Below are 11,790 nucleotides of genomic sequence, written 5' to 3'. Positions count from 1 at the left end.
GCGAATTCCATGGCACTGATCGATCACCTCGACCATCTCGTGCTGACCTGCGTCGATCCCGACCGGACGAAGCATTTCTACACCGAGGTGCTGCAGATGCAGCTCGAAACCTTCGGCGCCGGCCGGCTTGCGTTCCGCTTCGGCTACCAGAAGATCAACCTGCACGTGCGCGGCGCGGAGTTCGAACCGAAAGCGCATGTGCCGGTGCCCGGCGCGCTCGACCTGTGCTTCATCGCGGCGGTACCGCTCGACGACGTGATCGCGCACCTGAAGCGCGTCGAATGGCCGATCGTCGAAGGGCCGGTCGAACGCACGGGTGCGACGCAGAAGATCCGCTCGGTCTACGTGCGTGACCCCGACCTGAACCTGATCGAGATCTCCGAGTTGATCTGACCGGCGGCGGCCGGCCTGCCGCGCGACCGGACGCGCTGCTTCCGCGCATCGATCCGTTCGGTCGCGCGAGCACCGGCACGACGCGGGCACGGTTTTGGCGTCGTGCTCGCCGAATACACGCCCGCGCCGATCGCGACGATGACCGACATCGTCGGCGAGATCGGCGCGCTGCTCGATTTCCTCGTCACCGAACCCGACGGCGTCGGTACCGCGAACCGGCCGATCCATCTGAGCTGGCATTCGGCGGGCGGCCATCTGACGGCCGTCCTTCGCGAGCATCGCGGCGTCGTGTCGGCACTCGCGATCAGCCCGCTCGTCGATCTCGAACCGATCTCGCTGTGCTGCCTGAACGACAAGCTGCAGCTCGCCGCGCAAGAGGTCGATGCATGCAGCCCGCTGCGGCATATCGGGCCGGGTGCGCCGACGGTCGTCGCGGTCGGCGACGCCGAACTGCCCGAACTCATCCGGAAAGCGCATGAATACGCGTCGGCGTGCGAAGCGGCCGGCGAACGGGTCGCGCGCACCTGGCTGCCCGGCATGCAGCACTTCGCGGTGCTCGACGATCTCGCGAAGCCGGACGGCGCGATGCTCGCCGCGTTGCAGGCGATCGCGCCGCGCCAGCCGCGCGATATCGCACGCGCACGGCCGGGCGTATGATCGGCGTCAGGCCGCCGCGATGATGGCGCGCGCCGCACGGCCTTCCCAGGACCCACGACATGGTGAACCCGCTTCATTTCGATCTGCAGTCGCTGCGCGTGTTCGCGCTCGTCGCCGAACACGGCAGCCTGACGAAGGCAGCCGAACACGGCCAGCTCACGCTGTCCGCGGTCAGCAAGCGCATCGCCGAACTCGAAAGCGTGACCGGCAGCGCACTGTTCGTGCGGCATGCGCGCGGCGTCGAGCTGACGCCCGCGGGTCGCGCGCTGCTCGACCATGCGGCGAAGGTGATCGAGCAGGTCAACCGGATGGCGCACGAGATGAGCGACTACGTCGCCGGCGTGCGCGGCCATATCCACGTGTGGACCAATACGTCCGCGATCGTCCAGTTCCTGCCCGCCGATCTCGCCGCGTTCCTCACCGACAACCCGGGCATCAAGGTGAGTCTCGAGGAGCGGCTGAGCCACGAGATCGTCGATGCGCTAGGGTCCGGCAAGGCCGATCTCGGCGTGTTCGCGGACAACGTGCCGGCACCCGGCATCGAACGGCGGCTGTACCGGCGCGACGAGCTCGTGCTGCTCGTGCCGCGCGCGCATCGCTTCGCCGCACGAGACAGCATCCGTTTCGCGGAAACGCTCGACGAGGATTACGTCGGCTTGAGCGACGGCAGTTCGCTGCTCGCGCGCATGACCGACGCCGCGTTCGCGGCCGAGCGCTCGCTGAAAGTGCGGATCCAGGTATCGAATTTCGACGGCGTGAGCCGGATGATCGAGGCCGGGCTCGGCATCGGCGTGCTGCCGCGCGATGCGGTGACCGGCGAGCGCGCCGCGCGGCTTGGTGTCGTGAAGCTCGACGACGCGTGGGCGACGCGCACGCTGTGGGTCGGCGTGAAGGCCGGCACCGTGCTGACGACCGACATCGCGAAGCTGTTCGATTTCATGTCGGCGCGTTGAGGCCAGCCCGCAAGCGGTAGACGTTGGCGCGGTGCGGCTTCGAGGAAGTGCGATCATCGGTGCGCGTTCAGCCCACCGCTGCAGGACGCCGATTCGACGCATCCGCGCCAGACCGACCGGCAGACGACCGCGAACTACCGTCGCGTCGTACGGTTCGGCGGCAGCCGACAATCGCGAGCACGGCACGCGCTTCCCCATCTCGCCCCGGGAAGGCCGATGCCGGGGCATGCGCCCGCCGCACGCACGTTTCGCTGCCGCGAAGCGCATTTCCCGCCTTGTCGTCGCGGGTTCGTTCCTTGCACTATCTTTACACCGTTCCCGGCCGTGTCGGCGATGACCTCCGGGCCGGACAAACGGGTATTCCCCTGGCTTGGCGGCGTGATCGACATCTCCCCGTGAAGCCGACGCGTTCGGCAGTCATTTTTCGCACTCGACACAATATTCGCGCGCCTGAAACGTCTTCAGGCACATGGAATCGCCACCCACTTCACGCACGATGACCGACCCAGACCGCGACATCACCGCGATAGTGACGCGTGAGCGAACGAGACTCGTGAGCTTTATCCGGCGTCGGATACGCGATCCGGACGATGCCGAAGACATTCTGCAGGACGTGTTTCACGAATTCGTTCAGGCTTACCGGCTTCCCGCGCCAATTGAACAGGTGAGCGCGTGGCTTTTCCGTGCCGCGCGCAACCGTATCGTCGACCGCTTTCGCAAGAAGAAGGAGCAGCCGCTGACGGACCTGTTCGAGGCCGAGGACGAAGCGAACAGCGAGTATCGCCTGGACCTTGCGCTACCGGCACACGATGCCGGCCCCGAAGCGCTCTACGTTCGCACACTGGTGCTCAAGGCCTTGCAGGATGCGCTCGACGAATTGCCGGCGAATCAGCGCGAGGTATTCGTCGCGCACGAACTGGACGGCCGGTCCTTCAAGGAGATGGCCGCGCAAAGCGGTGTCGCGCTCAATACGCTGCTCGCTCGCAAACGTTATGCGGTCTTGCATCTGCGTGCCCGACTGCAGCGCATTTATGACGAATTGGACAATACCTAGAGGAGTCGACAGATGAATTTTCGAATCAGATGTGCGGGCAAGGCGCTGTTCGTCGTGATCGCCATAGGCGTGCTCGGATGGGTCGTCATGATGTTATGGAACTGGGTGATCCCGGCGCTGTTCGTCGGCGCCCGTACGATCGACTTCGCCCATGCGCTGGGCCTGCTCGTGTTGAGCCGCATCCTGTTCGGCGGATTCCGCGGACACCACGGCTGGCGCGGCCGGCGCCACTGGCGCAAGTGGGAATCCATGACACCCGAGGAACGCGAGCATTTCCGGACCGCGTGGCAAGCCGGCGGCAACCGGCCCACGGGAGAGTGAACGTGCGCGAAACATCAACGGGCGACTGCAAACAGAAACCGGGCGTGATAGCGCCGGTCGTCGATCTGAAGCGTTGCGAAGGCAAAGGGGATTGCGTCGCGGTATGCCCCGAGAACGTGTTCGAGATCCGGCGCATCGACAAGGCCGATTACGTCGGCCTTGATCTGATGCATCGCTTGAAGCTGCGCGTGCATGGAATGAAAGTCGCCTACACGCCGAACGCGGATGCCTGCCGTTCATGCGGACAGTGTGTGACGGCGTGCCCCGAGCGCGCCATCACGCTCGCCCGAGCGGCTTAGCAGTCCCCGTGTAGCACCGCGATCGAGCGCCTGCTACGCCCGGGATCGATCGTCCTCGCCGACAACATGTACACGGCCGAGGACGCCGTTCGACCGTACAAGCACTACCTCGATGACGATCCGCGGTTCTCGACCATGACACTGGATTTTGAATCGGGGATCGAATTCACGGTCGTCGTTTCTCAAGCGGGAATGTCGTCGACGGGTCCTTGCCGCGCAGGCTCGGACTGAAGGACGCAGCCATCGATCGACACGCATCTCGCGTCGGACTGCGCCCGCCATCGGCTGGCACACGCTCAAACCGGATTGATCTCATCCTGGCTGCGCCGCGTGGTCAGCGGCCCGAGCACGCGTAGCGTGACCGCGACGATACCGAGCGCGATCGAGATCACGCCGAACATCGCGCCCGCCCCGTAGCTGACGAGCACCGGCAGCAGCACGAACGGCAGCGCGCCGCTGACGATGCGCGACAGCGCGTACGTACTGCCGATCGCCGTCGAGCGCACGCGCGCCGGAAAGATCTCGGCCTGGTACACGTGATACGCGTTGCTGAACACGTTCGACGCGCAGGTCGTCAGCAACCCGAAGCCGACGATCAGCACGATATTGCCCGAATACGCGAAGCAGAGCCCGAATACCGCGATCGACAGGATCGACACGATCACGAGCGTGCGGCGCTCGATCCAGTTGAGCAGCGGAATCGACAGCAGCGAGCCGATCGGATAACCGACGAACGACAGCGCGATGAACAGCGTGCTGTCCGTCACGTCGAAACCGCGGCTCTTCACGACCGTGCCGGCCAGCGTGCCGAAACCGTAGTAACCGAAGCCCTGCAACAGGTGAAAGATCGCGAGCATCACGTAGCGCGCGCCGTAGGGTTCGCGGCGCAGCAGCGCGATGCGCTCGCCGAGCCCGAGCGGCCGCTGCGGCTCGGCCGGTTCCGCGAATTGCTCGGGCACGCGCACACCGGTGCCCTCCGCGAAGCGCCGCAGCGCCGCGTGCGCGTCGGCGGTGCGGCCTTGCGCGAGCAGCCAGCGCGGGCTCTCCGGCAACCGGTGCTGGACGAACAGCACATAGACGGCGCCGAGGCTGCCGATCGCGAGGATGATGCGCCAGCCGGCCACGCCGGCCACATGCAGCGGATTCAGCCACAGTGCGAGAAAGCCGACCAGCGGCACCGCGACATAGGAAGTCGTATAGGCCCACGCGGCGAGCCGCCCGCGCTTTTCCTTCGGCAGGATTTCGGACAGGAAGCTGTCGGCGACCGGATAGATCGCGCCGACGCCGATGCCCGTCAGGAACCGGCACGCGACCAGCATGTCGGCATTCACCGAAAACGCGCCGACCAGCGAGAACACGCTGTACCACACCAGCGTCAGCAGGAACGCCTTGCGCCGGCCGATACGATCGGCGAGGCTGCCGAGACACATCGCGCCGACGAACATCCCGATGAACGCCGATGCCAGCAGCAGCTTGAAGTCGGTGCTCTGCCGGCTCAACCCGTATTCGTTCTGCAACGCGGAACCGATCGTGCTGACGAGGAAGATCTCGTACATGTCGAAGAACAGCCCGACGCCGATCACCCAGACGACGAACCGGTGCAAGGCACCGACCGGCAAGTCGTCCATGAAATCGCCGAGCGTGACGCGGCGGGCGGGGAAGGCCGCTGCATCGGCGCCGACGCCGGCGGGCGCGGCCGGCGGCCGGGCGGAGGCGGGCTCGCCCGCGGTGCCGCCCAGATCGAGGGATTGGCTGTTCATCGTGTCTCCTGATTATCGGTATGCCGCGGCGCGTGGCCGGGCCATCCGCGGCCGGCGGGAGGCCGGCCGCACGATTGGGCGGCAGCCGCCGCTCGGGCCCGCGAAGGGCCGGATGCGCGGGCTGCGCCCATCGTCCGGCACATAGTCGGCGATTTTCCCGCTCGCGATAATTGAGGAAGCTTCAAGCGTCCTTTCCCGGACAGAAAGGCTGGCGCGCCGTGCGGCCCGGCGCGCGGCGATCACGCGCCGCCGAGCGCCGACTGCGCATCGTCCAGCGCGGCGAGAAACGCATCGAGCGTTCCGCTCGGCTCGGCGCCCTGGCGCGTGACGCAATGAAACGCCGACAAATAGGCGAGCTGTGCAGGACGAATCGCGCGCAGGCGTCCCTCGGCCGCCCAGGCAGCGGCGTAGTGGGTCGGCAGGTAGCCGACGAAGGTGCCGCTGAACACGAGGGTCGCGATGGCCTCCATGCTGTAGGCGCTCGTGCCGTGACCGAAGACGAGGCCGTGCGGCCGTTGGCTCTCGGCCATGTAGCCGCGCCCGACATAGTCGGCGGCGCAGATTTCGTCCAGTTCGGGTTCGGGGTCGCGGCGCGCGAAGAACGGATGTTCGCGCGCGCAGTAGAGATTCTGTTCCTCGCGAAACAGGAACCGGTATCGCAGCCCGGACAGGCGATGATGAAATGCGCCGACCGCCAGTTGCAGGCGCTCCTCGAGAACGGCGTGTTCGAGCTCGTCCGGACGCTGCGTATGCAGGTTCACGCGCACGCCGGGAACGCGCTCGCGGAACAGCCGGATCGCGAGCGGCAGCGGCGCGCACGGCTGGCCGATCACACCGTCGACACAGCCGATCTGGAGCGTCTCCCGATCGCGGCCGCCGAGGCCGCTGACCTGCTCGCGAAACCGCTCGATGTCGCCGAACAGGCCCTGCGCGGCCTCGTACAGTTCCTGTCCTTCGTCGGTGAGCTGGAAGCCGCTGCTGCCGCGCCGACACAGCGAATAGCCCAGCCGCATTTCCAGATCGCGCACCAGCACGCTCAGGCGCGACAGGCTCGTGTTCAGGCGCACCTGGGCAGCGGTAAAGCCGCCTGCCTCGACGATCGCGCAGAAGGTGCGAAACAGGCGCAGGTCAACGTTGGAAAGATTGCCAAGCATGGAGATCCTCGCTGCTGTCGGACGAGCCTCGTTTATAGCCCGTCCGGCGTTGCCGCGCGATCCCCCGGGCCTGTTTCAGCCCCTCGCGGCGACCGCATCGGCGAGGAGGCACAGCAACTCGAACATCATGGTCGCGCCCACCAGCGCGGTGGCGCCGCCCGCATCGAACGGCGGCGACACCTCCACGACGTCCGCGCCGACGAGATCCAGGCCCTGCAGCCCGCGCACCAGATGCTGGGCGTCGAGGGTCGTCATGCCGCCGATTTCGGGCGTGCCCGTGCCGGGCGCGAAGGCCGGATCGAGCACGTCGACGTCGAAGCTGACGTAGGTCGGCCCGCTGCCCGCCACGCGGCGCGCCTCGGCGATCGTGGCCGCGACGCCCAACTCGACGAATTCCTCCATCGAGATGACCCGGATCCCGCATTCCCGCGCGAACGCTTCGTCGTCGGCCGAGTAGACCGAGCCGCGGATGCCGATCTGGACCGTGCGCGCCGGATCCAGCAGACCTTCCTCGATCGCGCGGCGAAACGGCGTGCCGTGCGTGTACGGGTTGTCGCCGAAGTAGCGATCGTTGGTGTCCGAATGGGCGTCGAAATGAACCATGCCGATCGGCCGGTCGGCGGCGAGCGCGCGGAAGATCGGCAGCGTCACCAGATGGTCGCCGCCAACCGACAGCGGCACCGCGCCGGCCGCATGAATGCGCCGATAGAAGCGTTCGATCCGTGCGAGCGAATCGAGCAGGTCGATCGGATTGGTCGGCGCGTCGCCGAGATCGCCGACGCGCGCGAGGTCGTACGGCGCGATGCGGCTCACGTGATGCACCCGGCGCATCAGGCTCGACTGGTTGCGCACTTCGCGCGGGCCGTGGCGTGCGCCGGCGCGATTGGTGGTGCCGCCGTCCCAGGGCACGCCGACCAGCGCGATCCTCACCTGCGCCGGATCGTCGAAAACCGGCAGGCGCATGAACGTGGGAATACCGGCGAAGCGCGGTATCTCGGCCGCGTCGAGGGGTTGCGGGGAGTCGTGGGGCATGAGTCGTCTCCTGGCTTGGAGGAAGAGGGCCGTTCAGTCCGATTGGGGTTCGAGGGCCGCCGCCGGCCGCCCGGCGAAACTGACCGCGACGAAGGTCACGAGGCTGGCCGCCAGCCCGTAGACGATCGGCGTGGTCGCGAGCACACCGTCGAGCACCATGAAGAACACCACCACGACGCTGCCCGCGACGATGCAGGCGATCGCGCCGCGGGCGGTCGCGCGGCGCCACAGCAGCGCGCCGAAGATCGGCACCAGCAGGCCGCCGACGAGCAGGTTGTACGCGATGCTCAACGCGGCGATGACATCGTTGACCATGCACGCGAGGACAAGCATCGCCACGCCCATCATCAGCGTGAACAGGCGGCTCTCGCGCAGGGTGCCGGCGCCGCCGGCGCGCATGAACCGCGCATAGACGTCCTCCTGAAGCACGGTGGCGGCCGCCAGCAGGCAGCCGGACGCCGTCGACATGATGGCCGACAGCGCCGCGGCCACCACGAGGCCGCGCAAGCCCGTCGACAAGACCTGGCGCGTCACTTCGGCGTACGCGTTTTCGGGCACCGCGAGATCCGGTATCAGCACGCGTGCGGCCGCGCCGATCAATGCGCAAGCCACGCCGTAGAGCATGCAGTAGATCCCCGCGCCAAGGCCCGCGTAACGCACGACCGTCTCGCTGCGCGCGGTGAACACGCGCTGCCAGATGTCCTGGCCGATCAGCGCGCCGAAGAAATACAGCAGGAAGTAGGTGACGATGGTTTCCAGGCCGATGTGCCCGAGATCGAAGAAGCCCGCCGGCAGCACGGCCTGCATCCGCGCGAGGCCGCCCGCATCGTGAATCGACAGCGGCAGCAGCACGAAAAAGATCCCGATAGTCTTGATGACGAACTGGATGATGTCGGTGAGGGTCAGCGACCACATGCCGCCGATCACCGAATAGACGATCACGATGCCGCCGCCGCACAGTATCGCCGCGATGCGCGGGACGCCGAATACCACCTCGGTGACCGAACCGATCGCGATGGTGGCGGTAACGGCCACCATCAGGTCGTACGCAACCATCACGATGCCGCCGATCAACCGCGACGACGCCTGATAGCGCTGTTCCAGCACCTGGGTGACGGTAAAGACGTTCAGCCGGGCGATCTGCCGCGAAAACACGAGGCTCAGAACGATGATCCCCAGGCCGAGCATGAAGACCAGCCACAGCCCCGACAACCCGTACTGGTAACCGAGCTTGACCGTGCCGATGGTCGATGCGCCGCCGAGCACCACGGCGGCCATCGTGCCGAGATACAGCCCGGGGCCGAGGCGCCGGCCGGCGACCAGGAAATCGTTCCGGTTGCGCGCCTTGCGCATGCCGTACCAGCCGAGCGCGAGCATCGTCAGCGCATAGACCAGCATGACCAGATAATCGAGCAGCATGATGGGGATCTCCGTTTGCTTGTTGTCGTTCTGGCAGCCCACCTGGACTGCTTTCGCGGAGTCTGAAGCGTCGGGTGCCAATAAGGAATTCCCGATTCGACAACTCAAATTTCGCGCGCGATAAAGTGTGCGGCGGCGCAGCATGGTTGCCATGCCGCGAAAGCGCTGCTGCGCGACCGGCGGCCGTTCGTGTGGAACGCGACGCACCTGTCGCCGCTGATGCGCAAGAAGACGCTCGACCTGCTGGTTGCGTACGGCGCCGACGTGACGCTCGTCTACCTCGAACAGCCGCGCGCGGAACTGTTGTGCCGCAACGCGCGGCACGACACGTCACTGACGAATCGTGCGCTCGAGGCGATGCTGCTGCGCTGGGATCTGCCGCTGCCGACCGAGGCGCATGCGGTGCGGTACGAAGTCTGAAACGACAGCGCCGTTGCTCGCGCCGGTACGCCGGATGTCACGAGCGGCGTGCCGGCGCGACGCGCATCATTTCAATTCCGGATTCTGCTGCGTCGCGCATGCGCGCAGCGCGGTGACGAGATCCGTCTTGCCCAGCTTCTCGAACAGATCGGCCATCTCCATCTGCGCAACGGGGTCGCCTTCGCGCGCCGCGCGCCAGCGCACCTGGTCCTTCAGTGTGCGATCGAGCGTCGGGCGCACGTCGCTTTCCTTCATCGACGCGAACACCCAGTCGGTGCGGGCATGGCGCGCGGCGTCCCAGTCGCTATCGGCGACGGCGTGTTGCGCGAACGCGAGGCAACCGGCCAGGCAGCCGATCCGGAACAGCTTTCGGGCAGGAGATTTCATCACTGATTCCGGTGGAGCGCAGGGTGGCCGTCGCGTTGCGACACGCATCGCGATGCGACGGTCTTAGCGCGCCATTACGATGAGCGTGGTGAGCGCGATCGGGGCCAGCGCGACGCCCAGCAGGCCGAGCGCGCCGTCGGCTGCCATCGTGATCGGCGACAGCGCAAGCTTTACCCCCTTGCCGAGCACCGACGGCCGCTCGATCACCTTGACGTCGTACTCGTGATTGAACGCCTGCGGAACCGAGGCCGGCGTGACGTCGTTCGGCTGGTAACGCGTGCCGCTGATCGTGCCGTCCGCCACCAGCTCGAAGCGGGTGTCCTTGAAGCCGTCCGCGAGCGCGCGCTCGCGCAGTTCGGAACCGGGCGGCGCATCCTCGCGCGACAGGTGCATCCGGTAACGCCCGGTGATCTTGTCGCCGTGCGTCTCAAAATCGTCGAGATCGGTATACAGCTTGGGGCGATAGGGCGCCGTGAGGTTGACGGCGAGGGCCGGCGGCACATCGAAAATGTAGTGATACCGCTTGCCGAGCACGACGAGTTTCTTCCCGTCCGCGCTGATCAGAAACGCCGAGAGCGTTTCCCGGTATTCCGGGTCCTTCATCATGCGATTGGTGACGGGACCGAAATCGCTGCAGCCGGCAAGCATGCCGGACGCTGCCACGGCGGGCAGCGCGAGAAATGTTCTTCTTTTCATGAGTGCTGTATGGGTTGTTGTTCGTTATTCAGCGCAACCGCTTGAATGTCGGACGCCGCGTTCGATGAACGCGGCGTCGTGACGGCCGTTCGTGCGGTTTCTTCGCCTGCGCATTGTAGGGCCAAAACCGCTACCGCAGCATCCCCCCGGCAAAGCGCCGCGCCCGCGTGCGGTAGACTGCACGCTCGCTTGCCCGCCGCCAATCACACGACCGCTCGCCCCATTCACACGCCATGGATCGAATCGATGCGATGAAGGTGTTCGTCGCCACGCTGGACGAGGGCAGCCTCGCGGGCGCGGGGCGGCGGCTCGGCCGGTCGCCGGCGGCGGTCAGCCGCGCAATCGCCTTTCTCGAGGAGCACACGGGCACCGCGTTGCTGTACCGGACCACTCGGACGATTCGCCTGAGCGAGGCCGGCGAACGCTACGCGGCCGCGTGCCGCCGCATCCTGTCCGATCTCGAGGAAGCCGACATGCTGATCGCCGACGAACGCTCGGCGCCGCGCGGCATGTTGACGATCACCGCACCGGTCGCCGCGGGCGAGGACGTGCTGCGCGCGCTGCTCGACGAATTCATCGAGCGCCATCCGGCCGTGTCGATCCGCCTGCAGCTGCTCGACCGTCCCGTCAGCCTGATCGAAGAAGGGATGGACGTCGCGCTGCGCATCGCACACCTGACCGATTCCACACTCGTCGCGATTCCGGTCGGCACGGTGCGGCGCGTCGTCGTGGCATCTCCCGGCTATCTGGCGAAGCATCCGGCAATCGAAACGCCGGCCGATCTCGCACGGCACCGGATCATCTCGATGACGCACTTCGGGCTCGACTCGTGGAGCTTCCCGCCGTCCGGGCCATCGGCGCTGCCGCAGGTCGTCCAGTTCGCGCCGCGCTTCATCATCAACACGATCCGCGGCGCGGTTGCGTCAGCCGTCGCCGGCCACGGCGTCACACGGCTCTTTTCGTATCACGTCGCCGAACCGGTGCGCGACGGCGCGCTGCGGATCGTGCTGAGCGACAGCGAACATGCGCCGCTGCCCATCCATCTCGTCACACCTTACGGACGGCTGTCGGTCCCGAAGGTGCGCGCGTTCGTCGATTTCGCGGCGCCGAGGCTGCGCGAGCATTTCGCACGGCTGGCCGCCATCACCGACGGCAATTGAACCGCAACGCGGAAGAATGGCTTTCGCGTGATGGGCATTCTCTCGCCATTCGACTCAATCTAGACTTTCTTCAACCGACGGACGC

At 66.7% G+C, this 11,790-nt stretch carries 12 protein-coding genes and 3 pseudogenes; 9 read left to right on the top strand and 6 right to left on the bottom strand.

All coding sequences use genetic code 11. From position 1 onward, the window contains the following. Positions 1 to 9 precede the first annotated feature (9 nt). The 7 genes and pseudogenes from OEJ37_RS27935 to OEJ37_RS27905 all read left to right on the top strand — a co-directional run. On the top strand, positions 10 to 393 hold the full coding sequence (locus OEJ37_RS27935) for a VOC family protein (protein WP_263347591.1): 384 nt from the start codon (positions 10 to 12) through the stop codon (positions 391 to 393). A 90-nt stretch (positions 394 to 483) separates the two neighbouring features. Continuing rightward, positions 484 to 1,050: pseudogene (locus tag OEJ37_RS27930) on the top strand (alpha/beta hydrolase); the annotation flags it as partial. Positions 1,051 to 1,109: 59 nt separating this feature from the next. Continuing rightward, a complete protein-coding gene (locus tag OEJ37_RS27925; RefSeq protein WP_047900702.1) occupies positions 1,110 to 2,003 on the top strand; it encodes a LysR family transcriptional regulator in 894 nt (297 codons plus the stop codon). 469 nt (positions 2,004 to 2,472) lie between these two features. Next, a complete protein-coding gene (locus OEJ37_RS27920; RefSeq protein ID WP_175944456.1) occupies positions 2,473 to 3,057 on the top strand; it encodes an RNA polymerase sigma factor in 585 nt (194 codons plus the stop codon). A gap of 12 nt (positions 3,058 to 3,069) precedes the next feature. Continuing rightward, positions 3,070 to 3,378, top strand: a complete 309-nt coding sequence (locus OEJ37_RS27915) for a hypothetical protein (protein WP_175920492.1) — start codon at positions 3,070 to 3,072, stop codon at positions 3,376 to 3,378. Positions 3,379 to 3,380: 2 nt separating this feature from the next. Continuing rightward, positions 3,381 to 3,677 (top strand): 4Fe-4S dicluster domain-containing protein, encoded by a 297-nt coding sequence (locus OEJ37_RS27910; protein ID WP_263347585.1) that lies wholly within the window; start codon positions 3,381 to 3,383, stop codon positions 3,675 to 3,677. A 21-nt stretch (positions 3,678 to 3,698) separates the two neighbouring features. Further along, positions 3,699 to 3,908: pseudogene (locus tag OEJ37_RS27905) on the top strand (hypothetical protein); the annotation flags it as partial. Between the two features lie 65 nt (positions 3,909 to 3,973). Here OEJ37_RS27905 and OEJ37_RS27900 read toward each other — a convergent pair. The 4 genes from OEJ37_RS27900 to OEJ37_RS27885 all read right to left on the bottom strand — a co-directional run bounded on the left by OEJ37_RS27900 (position 3,974) and on the right by OEJ37_RS27885 (position 9,195). Then, on the bottom strand, positions 3,974 to 5,437 hold the full coding sequence (locus OEJ37_RS27900) for an MFS transporter (RefSeq protein WP_174418935.1): 1,464 nt from the start codon (positions 5,435 to 5,437) through the stop codon (positions 3,974 to 3,976). A gap of 239 nt (positions 5,438 to 5,676) precedes the next feature. Beyond that, the gene (locus OEJ37_RS27895; protein ID WP_174418934.1) at positions 5,677 to 6,591 is read right to left on the bottom strand and encodes a LysR family transcriptional regulator; all 915 of its coding nucleotides are present in this window, start codon (positions 6,589 to 6,591) and stop codon (positions 5,677 to 5,679) included. A gap of 75 nt (positions 6,592 to 6,666) precedes the next feature. Further along, positions 6,667 to 7,623, bottom strand: a complete 957-nt coding sequence (gene speB, locus OEJ37_RS27890; RefSeq protein ID WP_263347583.1) for an agmatinase — start codon at positions 7,621 to 7,623, stop codon at positions 6,667 to 6,669. Positions 7,624 to 7,656: 33 nt separating this feature from the next. Continuing rightward, a complete protein-coding gene (locus tag OEJ37_RS27885; RefSeq protein WP_263347580.1) occupies positions 7,657 to 9,195 on the bottom strand; it encodes a sodium:solute symporter in 1,539 nt (512 codons plus the stop codon). Between OEJ37_RS27885 and OEJ37_RS27880 the strand changes: the two are divergent. Continuing rightward, positions 9,184 to 9,462: pseudogene (locus OEJ37_RS27880) on the top strand (AAA family ATPase); the annotation flags it as partial. The gene OEJ37_RS27885 and the pseudogene OEJ37_RS27880 overlap by 12 nt on opposite strands. Before the next feature lie 66 nt (positions 9,463 to 9,528). On the opposite strand, the gene OEJ37_RS27875 reads toward OEJ37_RS27880, so the two are convergent. Beyond that, complete coding sequence (locus OEJ37_RS27875) at positions 9,529 to 9,849, bottom strand: hypothetical protein (protein WP_263347577.1); 321 nt, start codon at positions 9,847 to 9,849, stop codon at positions 9,529 to 9,531. A 63-nt stretch (positions 9,850 to 9,912) separates the two neighbouring features. Beyond that, complete coding sequence (locus OEJ37_RS27870) at positions 9,913 to 10,545, bottom strand: 5-formyltetrahydrofolate cyclo-ligase (RefSeq protein WP_263347574.1); 633 nt, start codon at positions 10,543 to 10,545, stop codon at positions 9,913 to 9,915. Positions 10,546 to 10,778: 233 nt separating this feature from the next. Between OEJ37_RS27870 and OEJ37_RS27865 the strand changes: the two genes are divergently transcribed. Further along, entirely contained in the window at positions 10,779 to 11,705 is a 927-nt protein-coding gene (locus tag OEJ37_RS27865; RefSeq protein WP_263347570.1) for a LysR family transcriptional regulator, read from the top strand. The last annotated feature ends 85 nt before the right edge of the window (positions 11,706 to 11,790 follow it).

This window comes from Burkholderia sp. BKH01 (genome assembly GCF_025685725.1).
Lineage (GTDB): Bacteria > Pseudomonadota > Gammaproteobacteria > Burkholderiales > Burkholderiaceae > Burkholderia > Burkholderia pyrrocinia_C.
The sequence above is the reverse complement of the archived record's forward strand: the minus strand, read 5'-3'. Positions and strand labels throughout refer to the sequence as shown.